The following is a 15,037-nucleotide window of genomic DNA, read 5'->3' as shown; positions in this document are numbered from 1 at the left end:
TGCTTGTTGTCGAGTTATCCCAAACATAACAAGGACAATAACAATGCCTGAAACTAAATCCCATAACGCAGGGTTCGCCCTGTCGACGTGCCTGGTACTTTCCCTGGTTTTAATGGGCTGCGGTGGCGGCTCCGCCGAGGACGCATCGCCGGGTGTTGAAGCCTCGGCTGAGGCCCCGGGCCAGGCCTGCGACAATCCCGGTAATGGCGCGAGACCCCAGTGTGTGACTCCGCCGCCGGTATCCTGCAACGGCGAAACGCCTGTAGAAGGAGGTGCGAGTTATCCGGTGTCGCTGCCTTCGGCCAGCGGAGAAACCATTACCTTCCAGGTTCTGGAGCCGTCCGGCACTCTCGATTGCCGGCAAGGCCACCCGCTGGTGCTGCATGGCCACGGCTTTGGCGGTTCCCGGACCACCGAGGGTTTCCAGAATTATCGGGACGCCGGCTTTGTGGTGATTTCCATTGACCAGCGAGGCTTTGGTGAGAGCTCCGGCACCGTTCGGGTGATGGATCCGGAATTCGAGGGTGAGGATCTTATCCAGATTCTGGACTGGGCCGAGGCCAATCTCGACTATCTGCGCTACCGGAACGAACCAGACCTGTCCGCTGAGCTGAATCCGAACCTGGTGGCAGGTGCCATCGGTGGCAGTTACGGTGGTGGTTACCAGCTCTTGCTTCAGGGCCTGGACCCGCGTCAGCGGCTGGATGCGTTGGTGCCGGACATCACCTGGCATGATCTTCGTTACAGTCTCAACCCCGGTAACGTGATCAAGACCGGCTGGGATCTGTTCCTCGTGGTGGGCGGCGAGAATGGGTCGACCGGCCAGGGCAACGATGGCCTGGACCCGATCATTCGTGAAACCCTGGCCCAGGGCGCCACGATGAACCGGTTCCCCGAAACTGGCCTGGATTTCTTTTACTATCACAGCCCGGCCTACCGCTGCTCGGGCGACCCGGTATCGATCCCGGAGAATCCGGAGCTGCTGAGTTACCAGATCAATCCGCCGGCCTACGATGTTCCTCCGGCGCCTTTCAGAAAGATCGATGTACTGCTGACCCAGGGCATGCGCGACACCCTGTTCAACTTCAACGAGGCCTGGCGCAATTTCGAATGCCTGCGCGCAAGCGGCGGCGATGTTCGTTTGCTGACCCACGAAACCGGCCACATTCTTCCAGTGGAGCCGCCCGAGGAAGCGCAGCCCGGCGAGTATGTCGATCCCACCGCCGATTTGCTGGAGCTCCCGGGGTTCCAGGCCGCAGGCGGACAATTTGCCTGCGGAGAGCTCTCCATTTCTGACGCCACCCTGAACTGGCTGGAACATCACCTGATGGGGCGGCCGCTCGCGTCTTCTTTCGAAGGTACCGATTCCGAGGTGTGTCTTTCCCTCGAAGATGGCAAGGCCGTGCGCGTGCCCATGGACGCGTTCCCGGCCCCGGCGTCAGACGGCGGGCTTCTGCAAGGTGAGTTTGCCGTTGAGCGCACCTTTGCTACCGCAACACCGGTTGCCTCCGGCTATGAAGCGGCCGCTACCGCAACACAGCCACCGACCGCCCTGGTTCTGGGGCGGGCAGGCGAGGGCGGTGCCACGCTGGGTGGCATTCCCACGGCCATGGTGACGGTGTCCGATCTTGCGGGCCGGTCTTCGTGCGAAGCAGAGCTTGATCCCTTTGCGCCCGGCTGCGACCCCATAGTCTTCATCGGCCTCGGCAAACGGGGTGAGGGCGAGAGTCGCTGGCAGCTGATTGACGATCAGATCAAACCTGTGCGCGGCCTGAAGACCGATGCCACGGTGGAGCTGGTCGGGATTGCCGAGGCACTGGCCCCCGGTGATGAAGTGGCGCTGCTGGTTTACGGTTTCCACCCGCAGTACCCGGCAAGCTGGTCCCGGGATGCGCTGGTACCTTTCGTGAACCTGGCGGGTGCCGTGCAGTTGCCGATTCTGGAAGGAAGCCTTGATCCGATGCTCTGACACCGGACGATTGACGAGGTTGATGTGGCGGGCGCCCGGTTCTGGCGCCCGCCGATGGCTCACTCAGTAGTTTTTCCGTTCAAACTGGTCGTCCACCGGGTCGGCGGTGTAACGGCCTTCGACCTGATCCCAATGGTACTGATCGCCCATCATGGCGTTGATTCTGCCGTCATCGGTGGATGCGCTGGCGGCGTTCTGCCCGGTGAGCGTTCTGCCTCCCCACCAGTTAATGGTGACTTCCTCCGGCGCAGCAGACGCCATGGAGCGGAAGTACCAGGGCACCACGTGGTTGTGCTTGTTCAGGTAATCGGCGGACGCCAGGTACCAGAAACGGTTATGGATGAAGGTAACCATACCCTCAAGCTCGGTATTCTTGTCACCGATCCAGACATCCTGGATGCCGGAGGACTTGTACCAGGTGACCGGGGTGTTGTGGCGTTGGATCAGTTCCTGAATCATCCAGCGCGTGCGCTCTCCAACCCAGTCATTGGCGCCGTCACCATTGGCATCACCCAGATAGCCCTTGCCATCCTGGGACCAGAAAGGGTCAAGCAGTTCCAGACGATCCACCATCACGTTGGTTCCGGCGGTACCGGCATAGATCGCATCGCTGATTTTCATCGCCACGATAGTTGCCAGCTGGTTACCCAGGGAGTGCCCGGAGAAGCGAACGTAGTAGGAGGTGTTGCCTGCCAGGGCCGCGGTTACCTGTTCAAAGGCAATCTGTCCAACCGATTTGTTCGGCGAATACTGAGTGCTGTAGCTGCCATCGCTCAGGCGATAGCGCATGCCGCGGGGTCCGTTCGCGCTCCACATCTTGGCCTCGGCATCCTTGACCTCGGATTCATCGGCGAACTGGTCCCAGTAGAAATAGGCGATGTTCCAGCCCTTGTTCTTCCAGGCCGTTGAGGTAATCACATCTTCGTTACCCCATACGAAGCGAAAATCCTCCCGATCATAGCCATCGCCGCGCGTCGCGGAGCCGGGTTGCCAGCCATGGAAGTGAACTATGGTGGGTTTGGACGGGTCGTAAAAGCGGCGGGGAACGTTATTGACAGTGCCATCGGCCTCTACGGCTTTAACCGACTGGTTATTGCCATCGAACCAGTAGAGACCATAATCAAGGGTATCCTCGACTGCATGGGCCGATAACGGCATGAGCAGTAGTGCTGCCAGAAGCGCTGACAACAGGGATCGATATGTCCTGAGCATAGTTGCAAACCTGTTTTGTTGTTGTGTGATCGGGCGAGCAGCCCGAAGGCCAACATAACAGACCTTTCGAGTGGTAAAAGTGAACGGTCAGCCATTTTTAGAGCTTGAAAACATTGGAAATTTGTCGGTTTGTATTGGTAGCCGGGCTTACCCTAACCTTTGAGCAAGGCTGCGTTTTCGTGGGGCAGTGTCATGTCAGATAAGCAGGTTCGAACCCGGTCCGATAAGCAAGCCATCGACCAGTTCATCAATGAGGTCCGCACCCTGCCAAAACAGGGCGGCGGGCAGGGCCGGCTGATTTTTGCATTGGATGCCACGGCGAGTCGCGAGGCGACCTGGGATCAGGCCTGCCATTTGCAAAGCGAGCTGTTCATGGCCACCCGGGACCTTGGCGGTCTGGCTATCCAGTTGGCTTACTACCGGGGGTTCGGCGAATTCAAGGCGACGACATTTGTGACCGAAACCGGCCAGTTGTTAAATCTGATGAATGGCGTTTCCTGCCTGGGTGGGCGTACCCAGATCGGCCGGGTTCTGGCCCATGCTGTCCGCGAAACCCGGGCCAGGCCAGTGAAAGCAGTGGTGTTTATCGGCGACTGCTGCGAAGAACCGGTGGACGAGCTTTGTCATTGTGCCGGTGAGCTCGGTCTGCTTCGAACGCCAGTGTTTATGTTCCACGAGGGGCACGATGCCCATGCCAAGGCTGTGTTCCAGCAGGTGAGCAAACTCTCCGGTGGCGCCTATGCGCCTTTTGATCGCAACAGTCCCCAGGTTCTGAAGGATCTTATGGCAGCAGTTGCGGTCTATGCCTCCGGGGGAGCGAAAGCCCTTCAGGACTTTTCCAGTCGCAGTTCTGCGGAAGTGAAACGCCTGACGCAGCAGATTCGCTAATCGAGTTGAACCGTTTCAGTTGGGCCGGCGGGCCCGGAGTGTATTGGTGCCGTTAACGTTCATCGTCATTGTTGCCGCCGTTGTGGCCTTTGTCTGGCTGAGAAACCAGCCGCCCGCTCAGCGTCCCCAGGCAATCCTCAAACTGGCCCTCCTGGTTGGCACTCTCATTCTTCTGGTACTTGCGGTGACGGGTCGACTGCATTTTCTGTTTGCTTTTCTTGCTTTCCTTTACCCACTGTTGAGGCGCCTGCTGCCCTCGCTGCTGGGCGGTCTGATGTCTGGCAATACCGCCGGTGGAGGTACAAGGGCGAGTGCCGGCAACCAGTCCCGGGTGTCGGGTGAGATTCTGGAAATGAGCCTGGATCATGACAGCGGCACCATGAGTGGCCGTGTTATCAAGGGGCCAATGGAAGGTCGGGAGCTGGACAACCTGAGCGAACAGGAATTTCTTGAACTGCTCCGATATTGCCGGGCCAATGACGAAGATTCCGCCCGTTTACTGGAGACGTATCTGGATCGTCGATTTGGCGATTCATGGCGCGCCGATGACCAGACTGAGGACCAGGAATCGGGCCGGGCCGGTAGCGCCGGCGGGCCGCTTACCGAGAGCGAGGCTCTGGATATTTTGGGGTTAGAGCCGGGCGCCAGCCGGGATGAGATCATCAAGGCCCATCGGCGGATGATGCAAAAGGTGCACCCTGACCATGGCGGCAGTAACTACCTGGCGGCCCGCATCAACGAGGCGAAGGAGTGCCTGTTGGGGTAGCTCCCGGCCGGTTGTCAGGGCGTGGTAAGTGCAAAACTCAGTAGCCAGCGATTGCCTTTCTCGATGCGTGAAACCTGATGCTGGTACAGGTCGGGGCGAAAGAGGTAGGCTCTGCCGATTAGGTTAAAGATATTCCTTTCGCAAATGAACTGGCCTCCGGACCTCGGCTGCTTCAAGACCAGATTCAGTTTGTAAAGCCGCCCGTGGGCTACCATGTCGATGTGGGGCACAACCCTGTGACCCTCTGGGTAATGCACCAGGTAAATGCTCAGACGCTTGGACTGTAACAAGACTCGTGTTTTTACCTGGGATGTCATTGCATGTCGCCTCGCTAACGTGCCTATTCGACTCATAAGCTCAGTAGAGTCCAGACGAACACCATCTGGGCGCCAAAACTGATGAGGAACGAGATGGTCCGGAGGAATGGGATTTTGAATGTGAAAGCGACAGCGTGAGCCATTCGCATCCAGAAGTACACCACGCTCGCGGTCGCTGTTGCCTCCGTACTCACGCCCAGAGACTGGGTGATCAAAACGAGTGATGCGAAGACGACGAGGTTCTCGACTGCGTTCTGGTGCGCCTTCATTAACCTTTGCGCCCAGGGCGACTGAGGCGCCGGGTTGTCCGGATAGCCCATGGCTTCTTTGGGCCCCCTCACGACAATGCGGTTGATGATATAGGGAATCCAAAGAACCGCCGTAAGCAAAGTGGTCAGTGTCAGGTATAGAAGTTCGGTTGTCATGACGCATTGGCCTTGGGATGGGTTTGCCAAGTATACGGCAGCGGCTGCTTCATTGGATGTTGCTCCCTTGGTAGTATCCTGAAGACCAAAGGCCGGACTGAAATCAAATTGCGGGAGCAAATCCATGGCCAAAGCGTCAATTGGCGTCACTCTGGTGCGTTGGTTGTCTATCACCTTTGCCGGTATTGCGGCCTTGTGTTTCTCCATCATTTTGCTGCTCCGGTTCTTCGACCCTCCCACGTCGGCATTTATGGTGGCTTATCAGATGCAAGGGGATGGAAGCCCCATCGCCCAACAGTGGGTGCCGCTGTCGGAGATCTCGCCCTGGATGCCTTTGGCCGTCGTCGCGAGTGAGGATCAGCGTTTTCCGGAGCATTGGGGCGTCGATTTTCGAGCCATTCGCCAGGCAGTCTCCGAGTATCGGGCCGGCGAGGGGCTTCGCGGCGCCAGTACGATCACCCAGCAAACCGCGAAGAATCTTTTTCTCTGGAATGGTCGAAGTTTTGCCCGAAAGGGTCTTGAGGCAGTGCTCGCGCTGGCCATTGATGTTCTATGGCCGAAAGCGAGGGTGCTGGAGGTGTACTTGAATATCGCCGAGTTCGGCCCCGGGGTTTATGGCGTGGAGGCGGCCAGTCATGCGTACTTCGGCAAGTCCGCTCGCAGTCTCTCCGCTTACGAGGCAGCAAGCTTGGCGGCAGTCCTGCCCAACCCCAAAGTGCTCAGCGTCCGCTCGCCCTCATCTTACGTGCGGGACCGAGTTGACTGGATCCTCGGGCAGATGGCGCAACTGGGGCGAGGTTATCTCCGAGAAATTTAGAGCCGTCATGAGCTTGATCAGTTGCTCAGTGTCAGTCCCATCTCCCAGAAATCGATTTCCAGCCTGGTCGCGTCACTAAAAATGCGTGCCAGTTGCTCGAACCTGGCCGGTGAAATCTCCGCCAGGCGCTTGTCAAGCCAGCGGATCTCCGCCTTCATGGCGTCCTGGAACTCGTCGCTCTCGTACATGCTGATCCACGCATCGTACGGGTTGCGGTCGCCGCGAGCCGTTTCTGGTCGGTCGTTCAGCCAGTTGGCAATTTCCCCGTAACCGACCATGCAGGGTGACAGGGCCACGTGAAGATCGAGCAGATCCCCGCGGTTGCCGGTGTCCAGAACGTATCGGGTGTAGGCCAGCGTCGCCCGGGCTTCAGGCAACTCGGCCAGTTCCTGCTCTGAAATACCCCAGGCTTTGCAGTAATCGATGTGAAGCCCAAGCTCCACATCCACGATCGCCTGCAGCCCGTCCTTTGCTTGTCGCAGATCCGCAAGGGTCGGGCTTTTGTAGGCGGCCAGTGCAAAGGCGCGGGCGAACTGAATCAAAAACAGGTAGTCCTGCTTCAAATAGTGTTGAAAGGACTCAGAAGCCAGCGATCCGTCACCCAATTGAGTAACAAAGCGGTGTTGGATATAAGCCTGCCATTCGTCCCGGCAGCGTTCTTTGAGGTCGTCGAACTGGTAAGGCATGATTGAACTATGTCTCCGGCTTTTTCTGGTCGGCGTCCGTGGAGTATACGTAATCTGGCGGGTGAGGCCATGCCACCATTTCCCCTTTAAACGTTTTATGGAGTCCCATGAACAGAATTCAGATTGACATCGTTTCCGACATCGCCTGCCCCTGGTGTGCCATTGGCTACGCCCGACTGGAGCAGGCCATGGCGAAAGTGGCGGACAAGTACGCGTTTTCGGTCGCCTGGCATGCCTTCGAATTGAACCCGGACCATGAAGGCCAGGGTGAACCCATTCTCCCGGCACTGGCCCGGAAGTATGGCCGCAGCGAGGAGGACATGCGGGCCAACCAGGATCAGATGATGACCATCGCCCGGGATCTGGGCCTGAACTTTGAGCAAATGCAGCAGCGATTTACCTGCAATACCTTCGACGCCCATCGGCTGGTGAAATGGGCTGACGAGCAGGGCCGGGCAACGGAAATGAAACAGGCGCTGTTCGAGGCGTATTTCGGCCGGGCGGAGGACGTGTCTGAGCACTCGGTGCTGCTGCGCTGTGTCGAACAAGTTGGCCTGGATACGGACCGGGCTGGCGAGATTCTCCGGGGTGATGAATACGCCGATGTGGTCCGCAAGGACGAAGCCACCTATCAGCAGGCTGGTGTCTCGGCGGTGCCCGCGTTCATCGTAAACGGGAAATATCTGATTTCCGGAGCCCAGGAGCCCGAGACGCTGGTGCAGGCGTTTGAGGAAATTGTCACCAACTCGTAATCGCGTTTGGCTGGGCATTTGGCGGCATAACGGTGACAATCACTGCACGGACGCCCCCGCATTGATAAGGAGCCGAGTCGAACATGCCACCGCACAGCCACACAGCCCCGGAAAACAAGCGCGCGCTCTGGTCCTGGGCAGTGTATGACTGGGCCAACAGCGCCTTCTTCACGATCATCCTCACGTTCGTGTTTGCCCAGTACTTCAGCACGTCGGTGGTACAGGACGAGGTGGCAGGCACCAACGCCTGGGGCAATATTGTTGGTATCTCCGGCGTGTTCATCGCCATTCTGGCGCCGATTCTCGGGGCCATTGCCGATCAGTCCGGGCGCCGCAAGCCCTGGCTGATCAGTTTTACACTGCTGTGTGTGCTGTCCTCGGCCATGCTCTGGACGGTAATGCCGGAGACCAACCAGTTCTGGAAGGCCGCATTCTGGGTGGGGCTTGGCACCCTGGGCGCCGAGTTCGCGTTTATCTTCTACAACGCCATGCTGCCGGATCTGGCCAGGCCGGAGCGCACCGGGCGCTGGTCCGGTTGGGCCTGGGGACTAGGCTACGTGGGCGGGATCGCCAGCCTGGTGATTGCCCTGTACGGCTTTATAGAAGCCGATACCGCGCTTTTTGGGCTGGATCGTGACACCGCGGAACACGTTCGTGCCACCTTTGTGCTGGTGGCCATCTGGTACCTGGTGTTCTCACTGCCCGCCTTCCTGTTCATACCGGACCGCCCGAAAACGGGACTGGGCCTGGCGGCTGCCACTCGTGCCGGTTTTGCCCAGCTCAAAGAGTCCATCGCCCACGTACGCCAGTACCGCGATATTGTGCGATTCCTGATTGCCCGAATGCTGTACACCGACGGGTTGGCGACCATTTTTACTTTTGGTGGCGTCTACGCGGCCGGCACCTTCAACATGAGCCCGACCGAGGTGCTGCAGTTCGCCATTGCCCTGAACGTTACGGCGGGCCTCGGGGCCCTGGGCTTCGCTTGGATTGATGACGCCCTGGGTGGACGCAACACCATCCTGCTAGCGCTGGTTGGCCTCGGCAGCAGTGCCCTGGCCATTCTCGTGGTAGAGAGCTCAACCGCCTTCTGGGTGTGGGGCATGATCCTGGGTATTTTCGTGGGTCCGCTGCAATCGGCCAGTCGTTCCCATCTGGCGCGCGTGGCGCCACCGCATCTGCAAACCCAGATGTTCGGCCTGTTTGCCTTCTCCGGCAAGGCCACGGCGTTTGCCGGTCCCTTGCTGGTGGGTTGGGTGACCGCAATGACCGACAGCCAGCGCTGGGGCATGAGCACCATTCTGGTGTTCCTGCTGATCGGCTTTGTGCTGATGCTCAAGGTGCCAGCAACGGAAGAGAAGACCCCGGATTAAGCACGTTCAGGGGATGGATTCAAACAGTCGCCCCATCCTGGCTTGTGGCGTGAGCTTGCCGCAGAAGCGCAGGGCTTCCCAGAAACTGACCTGATTGGCCGTCAACACCGGCATTCCGCACGCACGCTCGAGATCTTCAAGCCAGGCGGCCGAATGCAGGGCAGTATCCGGAATCAGCAGTGCCTCGGCCTCCGCCCTGGTATTGGCTACCGCAAAGTCGATCACGTCGGCCTTCCCCAGGTGACCGACCTCGGCCGCGGTTACAATACCCCGGCTTGCCATGTGCTCCACCTCAATATCGAAGTGCCGCAGAAAATCCCGGAATCGCTGGGCAACGTCCTCCGGGTAGGTGGTGGCAATGGCCACCCGGGTGGCGTCAAGCGACTTGGTAGCCCGGGCGAAGGCCATGGCCGTGGTCGATGCCGGCACGCCCAGGGTTTTCTCCAGGGTATCGATCTGCTGTCGAATGCCTTCAAGGCCGAGCACGAAACTGGCGCTGGTGGACGTCCACATCACCGATTCAATCCCGGAGCCTGCCAAGGCCGCCGCGCCTTCAGCCAGGCGACAGACGCTGCCCATCTCGCTCAGCGCCTCGACGGTATGGGCGTCTTCAACAAACTGCGTATGAACGAGGTTAATCTCGGCGGGCGGCTCTATCATGTTGGCCATCAGCGGATAGTCGTCCTCGGCCGCGTGGCCGGGATAGAGAAAGCCGAGTCTGGCGGGAGGTGCCGTGCGGTTCATCGTTCGCGCCCTCGCTGACATGGGTTGACCTGTCCCCACAATAGACAAAAACTGGGGGCAATGCAGTCTCTGGAGACCGCCGATGGATAACCAGTGGTTCCTGATTTTTGCCGATGCCCTGCTGGTACTTCACACCTTGCTGGTCGCGTTTGTCATTCTCGGTCTGGTAGCCACGTTCGTGGGTTATTTTCTAGGGTGGCACTGGGTGCGCAACGTCTGGTTCCGGTTGGCGCACCTCCTGGTGATTGGCGTGGTTGTTCTGCAATCCTGGCTCGGGGTGATCTGCCCGCTTACCTCCTGGGAAATGGCGCTGCGGGCAAAGGCCGGCCAGGCCGGCCAGGCCGGCTACGAGGGCTCGTTCATCCAGCACTGGCTGCAATCCATTCTGTATTACAGCGCGCCGGACTGGGTGTTTATCCTTGCCTACACCGTTTTCGGGGCCCTGGTGCTGGCCAGCTGGTTTGTGGTCAGGCCGGGGCGTCAAGATTAGTAAGGCGAGGGTAGTGCTCAGTAGGCTCGCACGCCGGAGAGGAAGAAGCCGCCGGATTTATCCGCGTTGGGCACCGCGAGGAAAATCTGATTCTGTTCTTCATCGTGGTATGCGATTCCCGCCAGTACTTCATTTCCCAGGAAGCAGCCTTCATTCGGGAAGTCGATGGTAACGTTGAACAGAGGGTCGTCAGTTCGTGTAGCGAGGGTGCCGGTAAAACCGCAGTTCGCTATAACGCTTCTGGTGCCCACGAACGAATTGTCGTTCCCGATGCTGATGTACGTGTACTCGGATTCTGCAGCAGCGTCCAATATCCCTTTGAAAAAGCCGCCGTAATAGTCGCCCGAGAGTTGCTCCAGGTCGGGCCGGACTTTACCGGAGATCCGGGAGGTGGCAGTGAATCCCACCGCTTCACCGGTGGCGTCGTCTGTGATGGTGCCGGTCAGGTATTCATCAGCAACGTAGGATGCTGACACACTGCGCGGTTGCCCCTGGCCGCCGTCCAGGTTCCTGAGCACCGCATCATCCGAGGTAAAGGTACCTTCATCGACGCTAGCCGTGCCGAAAATCACCGCCGACAAATCGTCTTTTGGACCTTCATTTTCCAGCGATTGGACCAGGATATAGAACTCGCCATCACTTTGAACCATGGCGGTCACACTCTCCCCTGTGTCCATCAGTCCCTGGTAGACGCCACGAGCGCCATTCAGCTCTGTCCCTGGATCCGTGGGTTCCACCGGGCCTGACGGCTTCGTAGGTTCGCTTGGCTTGGTGGGTTGTTGGCTGTTGGAGCCGCCGCCACAGGCGGAAAGCGCCAGAGCGGCCATCAGAAGCATAGCTTTTTTCATGGATTTTTCTCTTTTGGCTGGTTATTACGCGGGTTTGGTGGCAATAAGGAAGTAGACGCTTTTGGAGGTCTCGGGCGTCCAGCGATACTCGATCCTGAATCCGGCGCGCTCTAGAAAGGCGTCCAGGTCCCGGCGGGACAGAAAGTTCACATAGGGCGCCAGGCGAAGCATTCGGGCAGCGTGGGCGACCGGTTTGAGAACGGAGCAGGTGTCCTGCAGGCAGGCGGTGTTACTGATGAAAACGCCTCCTGGTTTCAGAAGGCTGTGGACCTGGAGGACGGTGTTTTCCGGATTGGTGAGTAGATGTAGAACGTTCAGCCCCAGAACGGCATCGAACTCGAGTTGCCGGCCGCTCAGGTCCTCAAGCGTTGCCACCGCCAGTTGCAGGTTGTTGGTCGGTTGTTTGGCAACCCGTTCCCTGGCGATGTCGATCATTTGCAGTGAGGCATCGGTTGCAAGGTAGCTTTTGACGCGCGGTGCGTGGATCAGCGCGGTCGAACCGGTACCGCAACCGAATTCCAGTACATCCATATCCGGGCGGAAGTATTCCTGAGTCAGCGCAATCTTCCTCTGGTAGGCGTCCTGATCGGCGATCGGGCGCCGAGCGTATCGCGCGGCACTCCGGTTCCAGAAGCTGACAGACGGGTCCATGGCATCCACTCTTTGTATGATTCGGGCTAGTTCAGTGGCAGCCATTCTATATCTGCATTTTCGTTGGTAATATTGCCAAAAATGAAACTCAGGTATGCATAAACGTATGAATTGGCAGTCGGTCAATTTTGATTGGAACCGGGCGAGGGCTTTCCTGGTGACCGCTGAGGAGGGCTCTTTGTCCGCTGCAGCCAAAGCCCTGGGTGTTTCGCAGCCGACCCTGGGCAGGCAGGTGGCAGCGTTGGAGGTGGAACTCTCCACGGCGCTCTTTGAGCGCAGTGGCCGTGGGCTCGAATTGACTCAAGCTGGTTTGGATCTGCTGGACTATGTGCGGGCCATGGGTGAGGCAGCAAGCAGCCTCTCGCTGGCCGCAACCGGTCGGTCGACGTCCATCGAGGGTGACATCGCCATTACGGCATCAGAGATCACGGCGGCCTGGATATTGCCGCCGATTCTGGTGAAACTTCGAACCCGGTACCCGGGCATTCGTATCAGCCTGGTAGCCTCCAACGAGGCCAGTGACCTCAGGCGTCAGGCAGCTGACATCGCTATCCGGAATTTCCGGCCCACCGAGCCTGATCTGATTGCCCGCAAAGTGGGTGAGTTCTCAGCGACTCATTACGCCACGCCCGATGTTGTCGCCACACTGCCATCGCCCATTCCCGACGCGCTTTCCGAGGGCCCTTTTATCGGTTTTCTGTCGAATAACCAGGCCTACGTTGCCGCGTTGGCGCACCGGGGAATTACGCTCAGTGACCACAACTTTGTCGCCCGCACCGACAGTCATCTGGTGCACTGGCAACTTGTGAAGGCAGGAATCGGCATCGGGATGATGCCGGTGGAGCTGGGCGATGCTGAACCTGGGGTACAGCGGCTATATGCGGATCGGGTTTTCGGGGGTGATGTCTGGCTGGTCGCCCACCGGGAACTCAGGATGAACCTGCGGCTTCGGCTTGTGTTCGATTTCCTGGCTACGGAGCTTGGTGATTATTTTCAGCCACGAATATGATCGATTGGGGGGATTCGCCCTGGGCTGACGGTTCCCTGATTTCAGTCAGTTTCATACCACCTGCGGTGAATGCTTTGATCCAGCCAGCCAGTGTCCGGAAATACCAGGGTGCTGGCGCTTCGAATTCGCCGGGCAGGCCTGCCCAGGTTCCAGGTTTCCAACCGTCACGGTAGTCCCCGCCTGTAAAGCAGGCCACGGGATGGAGCGTCTGGATCAGGCATCGACCCTCCTGCATCAGCAGCGCGGGCAGAGCGTCGAAAAAGTCGGAAACAGAGGTGTCGCCGAGCAGGGCAAAGTTGCTGACCACACAGTCGAAACGGCCTAGGCCTGCGGAGGCGAGCTGATCGTAGCTGAGGGTGTGAAACTGGCCGCTTCCCATTTTCCGGGCGTGATCGACCAGGGCCCGCACGGCATCGGTACCGGTTGCCCGGTAACCCTGCCGATCCAGTTCCCGGACCAGCCACCCTTCGCCACAGCCGGCGTCGAGAATGGCGCCGCCCGCCGGCGCGTGGTCCCTGATGGCAGCCAGAATTGCCTGGCTGGTGAGGCTGTTGGCGCCGCGAATGCCCGCCTGTTCCACCGCATGAATCCAGGGCTTGGCGTTGGTACGCCAGGCGGCCAGGATGTCTGCTTCTTTATCGGTGCTCATGGTGCGGCCAGTCTCCTGTGCAAGGCGTCCACGCAGGCGGTTATCTCTCGCTCGCTGGCGCTGGCAAACCCCATCACCAGACCGGTTCGGGCGTTCTCTCCAATAAAATGGGCGCTGAGGGGCGTGCTGCCGAATCCCTGTTTCCGAAGCCACTGGCTCAGAGCCATGTCGTCAAAATCTCCTTCCAGTACCAGATGCATGCCCGCGCTTTCGGCAATTGGTCGCACGCTGTCGCCAAGCCGGCCGGTAATGGCTTGCTGGAAGTGTTGCCACTTGCCCCGGTACAGCTGCCGCATCCGCCTCAGGTGGCGGGTGAACTGGCCACTGTCGATAAACTCGGCAATGGCGGCCTGCACAAGCAGGGGCGATTCGCCGCCGCTGATCTGCTTCGCCCAGAGCATCGGCTCAACCACTTCCTCCGGCACCACAAGATAACCTACGCGCAGGGCTGGCAGTAAGGTTTTGCTGAAGCTGCCCATGTACAGTACCGGGGCGTTTTCGAACAGGCCCTGAATCGCAGCGAAGGGTTTGTTGAAGAAGTGGAACTCGCTGTCGTAATCGTCCTCGATGATCCAGCAGTCGTTTTGCTGCGCCCACTGGACCAGCGCCATACGCTGGGAAAGATCGAGAATCCCGCCCATGGGGTACTGGTGCGTGGGCGTGCAGAACAGCAGCCGGGCGGCACCGAGGCCGGGTAGGGCGTCGACATCCAGCACCTGGTTCTTGAGGGGGATGGGACGCAGGGGATGGCCGAAGCGACCCAGCGCGTTGCGGGCCCCCCGGTAACCGGGGTTTTCACACAGGATATGGTCGCCGGGCCGCAGGAACACCTCGGCGATGAGCGACAGCGCCTGCTGGGCGCCCTGGGTGATCATCACCTGGTGCTCCTCGCAGCGCACGCCCCGGGAGGTACGCAGGTAGCTGGCAATGGCCCGCCTCAGGGGCTGGTAGCCCTGGATACTGTCGTAGCCGCGCAGTGAACGACGGCTTTCCTGATGGTGCAGGATGCGGTTCCAGCTGCGGATGGGGAAGGCATCAAGATCTGGCAGGCCCGGCTGGAAGGGCAGGTTGGCGTCTTCCTCCCGGGTCGAGCGCGCACGGGGTAGCTCCGGCAGTGAGGGCAGGGCCATACCCCGGTTCAGTGGTTGCGCAAGACCATCGCCGGCGGGTTTGATGGCGGCCCGTATGTCCCGGTGAACGAAAACTCCTTTGCCAGGCCGGCTCTGCAGGAAGCCTTCGGCTTTGAGCTGTTCGTACACCGCGTTCACGGTGTTGCGGCTGATCCCCAGATCCGCTGCCATCTGCCGGCTGGAGGGCAGTTGCCGCCCCGGCGGGTAACGCCGGTCGAGGATGCGCTCGGACAGCCTCTGGTAAAGCTGGTGCTGGAGTGGCTGTGAGCTGTCGAGCCGGAGGTCATCAATCACGGCAACTGGTCCTATTA

General features: G+C 59.5%; 16 protein-coding genes. 8 read left to right on the top strand and 8 right to left on the bottom strand.

Features of this window, described 5'->3' with window-relative positions; all coding sequences use genetic code 11:
- Positions 1 to 43 precede the first annotated feature (43 nt).
- The gene (locus BM344_RS06305; protein WP_167363219.1) at positions 44 to 1,969 is read left to right on the top strand and encodes a CocE/NonD family hydrolase; all 1,926 of its coding nucleotides are present in this window, start codon (positions 44 to 46) and stop codon (positions 1,967 to 1,969) included.
- Positions 1,970 to 2,032: 63 nt separating this feature from the next.
- Here BM344_RS06305 and BM344_RS06300 read toward each other — a convergent pair whose 3' ends face one another.
- Positions 2,033 to 3,181: a cell adhesion protein gene (locus tag BM344_RS06300; RefSeq protein WP_091987307.1), complete on the bottom strand. Its 1,149-nt coding sequence runs from the start codon at positions 3,179 to 3,181 to the stop codon at positions 2,033 to 2,035.
- Positions 3,182 to 3,373: 192 nt separating this feature from the next.
- Here BM344_RS06300 and BM344_RS06295 point away from each other — a divergent pair, with 192 nt between their 5' ends.
- Positions 3,374 to 4,069 (top strand): hypothetical protein, encoded by a 696-nt coding sequence (locus tag BM344_RS06295; RefSeq protein WP_091987304.1) that lies wholly within the window; start codon positions 3,374 to 3,376, stop codon positions 4,067 to 4,069.
- Positions 4,070 to 4,115: 46 nt separating this feature from the next.
- On the top strand, positions 4,116 to 4,835 hold the full coding sequence (locus tag BM344_RS06290; protein WP_091987302.1) for a DnaJ domain-containing protein: 720 nt from the start codon (positions 4,116 to 4,118) through the stop codon (positions 4,833 to 4,835).
- Positions 4,836 to 5,184: 349 nt separating this feature from the next.
- Here BM344_RS06290 and BM344_RS06280 read toward each other — a convergent pair whose 3' ends face one another.
- Entirely contained in the window at positions 5,185 to 5,577 is a 393-nt protein-coding gene (locus BM344_RS06280) for an MAPEG family protein (protein ID WP_091990848.1), read from the bottom strand.
- A 124-nt stretch (positions 5,578 to 5,701) separates the two neighbouring features.
- On the opposite strand from BM344_RS06280, the gene mtgA reads away from it, so the two are divergent.
- Positions 5,702 to 6,394 (top strand): monofunctional biosynthetic peptidoglycan transglycosylase, encoded by a 693-nt coding sequence (gene mtgA, locus BM344_RS06275; protein WP_091987297.1) that lies wholly within the window; start codon positions 5,702 to 5,704, stop codon positions 6,392 to 6,394.
- 17 nt (positions 6,395 to 6,411) lie between these two features.
- Here mtgA and tenA read toward each other — a convergent pair whose 3' ends face one another.
- Positions 6,412 to 7,080 (bottom strand): thiaminase II, encoded by a 669-nt coding sequence (tenA, locus tag BM344_RS06270; RefSeq protein WP_091987294.1) that lies wholly within the window; start codon positions 7,078 to 7,080, stop codon positions 6,412 to 6,414.
- Positions 7,081 to 7,187: 107 nt separating this feature from the next.
- On the opposite strand from tenA, the gene BM344_RS06265 reads away from it, so the two are divergent.
- Together BM344_RS06265 and BM344_RS06260 are read left to right on the top strand one after the other, a co-directional pair.
- Positions 7,188 to 7,832: a DsbA family oxidoreductase gene (locus tag BM344_RS06265; RefSeq protein WP_091987291.1), complete on the top strand. Its 645-nt coding sequence runs from the start codon at positions 7,188 to 7,190 to the stop codon at positions 7,830 to 7,832.
- 83 nt (positions 7,833 to 7,915) lie between these two features.
- On the top strand, positions 7,916 to 9,205 hold the full coding sequence (locus BM344_RS06260) for an MFS transporter (RefSeq protein WP_091987289.1): 1,290 nt from the start codon (positions 7,916 to 7,918) through the stop codon (positions 9,203 to 9,205).
- 6 nt (positions 9,206 to 9,211) lie between these two features.
- Here the strand turns inward: BM344_RS06260 and BM344_RS06255 are convergent, their stop codons facing one another.
- The gene (locus tag BM344_RS06255; protein ID WP_091987287.1) at positions 9,212 to 9,949 is read right to left on the bottom strand and encodes a maleate cis-trans isomerase family protein; all 738 of its coding nucleotides are present in this window, start codon (positions 9,947 to 9,949) and stop codon (positions 9,212 to 9,214) included.
- Positions 9,950 to 10,031: 82 nt separating this feature from the next.
- Between BM344_RS06255 and BM344_RS06250 the strand changes: the two genes are divergently transcribed.
- Positions 10,032 to 10,439: a DUF2784 domain-containing protein gene (locus BM344_RS06250; RefSeq protein ID WP_091987284.1), complete on the top strand. Its 408-nt coding sequence runs from the start codon at positions 10,032 to 10,034 to the stop codon at positions 10,437 to 10,439.
- Between the two features lie 17 nt (positions 10,440 to 10,456).
- Here the strand turns inward: BM344_RS06250 and BM344_RS06245 are convergent, their stop codons facing one another.
- Both BM344_RS06245 and BM344_RS06240 read right to left on the bottom strand, forming a co-directional pair.
- A complete protein-coding gene (locus BM344_RS06245) occupies positions 10,457 to 11,287 on the bottom strand; it encodes a hypothetical protein (RefSeq protein WP_091987281.1) in 831 nt (276 codons plus the stop codon).
- A 24-nt stretch (positions 11,288 to 11,311) separates the two neighbouring features.
- On the bottom strand, positions 11,312 to 11,938 hold the full coding sequence (locus BM344_RS06240) for a class I SAM-dependent methyltransferase (RefSeq protein WP_091987279.1): 627 nt from the start codon (positions 11,936 to 11,938) through the stop codon (positions 11,312 to 11,314).
- Positions 11,939 to 12,032: 94 nt separating this feature from the next.
- Here BM344_RS06240 and BM344_RS06235 point away from each other — a divergent pair, with 94 nt between their 5' ends.
- The gene (locus BM344_RS06235; protein WP_322853413.1) at positions 12,033 to 12,947 is read left to right on the top strand and encodes a LysR family transcriptional regulator; all 915 of its coding nucleotides are present in this window, start codon (positions 12,033 to 12,035) and stop codon (positions 12,945 to 12,947) included.
- Here the strand turns inward: BM344_RS06235 and BM344_RS06230 are convergent.
- Entirely contained in the window at positions 12,910 to 13,596 is a 687-nt protein-coding gene (locus tag BM344_RS06230) for a class I SAM-dependent methyltransferase (protein ID WP_091987274.1), read from the bottom strand. The genes BM344_RS06235 and BM344_RS06230 overlap by 38 nt on opposite strands.
- Positions 13,593 to 15,020: a MocR-like pyridoxine biosynthesis transcription factor PdxR gene (gene pdxR, locus BM344_RS06225; RefSeq protein ID WP_091987273.1), complete on the bottom strand. Its 1,428-nt coding sequence runs from the start codon at positions 15,018 to 15,020 to the stop codon at positions 13,593 to 13,595. The genes BM344_RS06230 and pdxR overlap by 4 nt, the downstream gene beginning before the upstream one ends.
- Positions 15,021 to 15,037 lie beyond the last annotated feature (17 nt).

The sequence above is a fragment of the Marinobacter gudaonensis genome (genome assembly GCF_900115175.1).
Lineage (GTDB): Bacteria > Pseudomonadota > Gammaproteobacteria > Pseudomonadales > Oleiphilaceae > Marinobacter > Marinobacter gudaonensis.
This window is presented reverse-complemented; position numbering and strand designations above follow the sequence as displayed.

What these genes read in the sequence shown, in the direction of transcription:
- BM344_RS06245 (WP_091987281.1), bottom strand. Translation starts at nt 11,287, where the DNA reads ATGAAAAAAGCTATGCTTCTGATGGCCGCTCTGGCGCTTTCCGCCTGT.
- mtgA (WP_091987297.1), top strand. Translation starts at nt 5,702, where the DNA reads ATGGCCAAAGCGTCAATTGGCGTCACTCTGGTGCGTTGGTTGTCTATC.
- tenA (WP_091987294.1), bottom strand. Translation starts at nt 7,080, where the DNA reads ATGCCTTACCAGTTCGACGACCTCAAAGAACGCTGCCGGGACGAATGG.
- BM344_RS06265 (WP_091987291.1), top strand. Translation starts at nt 7,188, where the DNA reads ATGAACAGAATTCAGATTGACATCGTTTCCGACATCGCCTGCCCCTGG.
- BM344_RS06305 (WP_167363219.1), top strand. Translation starts at nt 44, where the DNA reads ATGCCTGAAACTAAATCCCATAACGCAGGGTTCGCCCTGTCGACGTGC.
- BM344_RS06300 (WP_091987307.1), bottom strand. Translation starts at nt 3,181, where the DNA reads ATGCTCAGGACATATCGATCCCTGTTGTCAGCGCTTCTGGCAGCACTA.
- BM344_RS06295 (WP_091987304.1), top strand. Translation starts at nt 3,374, where the DNA reads ATGTCAGATAAGCAGGTTCGAACCCGGTCCGATAAGCAAGCCATCGAC.
- BM344_RS06260 (WP_091987289.1), top strand. Translation starts at nt 7,916, where the DNA reads ATGCCACCGCACAGCCACACAGCCCCGGAAAACAAGCGCGCGCTCTGG.
- BM344_RS06250 (WP_091987284.1), top strand. Translation starts at nt 10,032, where the DNA reads ATGGATAACCAGTGGTTCCTGATTTTTGCCGATGCCCTGCTGGTACTT.
- BM344_RS06255 (WP_091987287.1), bottom strand. Translation starts at nt 9,949, where the DNA reads ATGAACCGCACGGCACCTCCCGCCAGACTCGGCTTTCTCTATCCCGGC.
- BM344_RS06230 (WP_091987274.1), bottom strand. Translation starts at nt 13,596, where the DNA reads ATGAGCACCGATAAAGAAGCAGACATCCTGGCCGCCTGGCGTACCAAC.
- BM344_RS06240 (WP_091987279.1), bottom strand. Translation starts at nt 11,938, where the DNA reads ATGGACCCGTCTGTCAGCTTCTGGAACCGGAGTGCCGCGCGATACGCT.
- BM344_RS06280 (WP_091990848.1), bottom strand. Translation starts at nt 5,577, where the DNA reads ATGACAACCGAACTTCTATACCTGACACTGACCACTTTGCTTACGGCG.
- BM344_RS06235 (WP_322853413.1), top strand. Translation starts at nt 12,033, where the DNA reads ATGCATAAACGTATGAATTGGCAGTCGGTCAATTTTGATTGGAACCGG.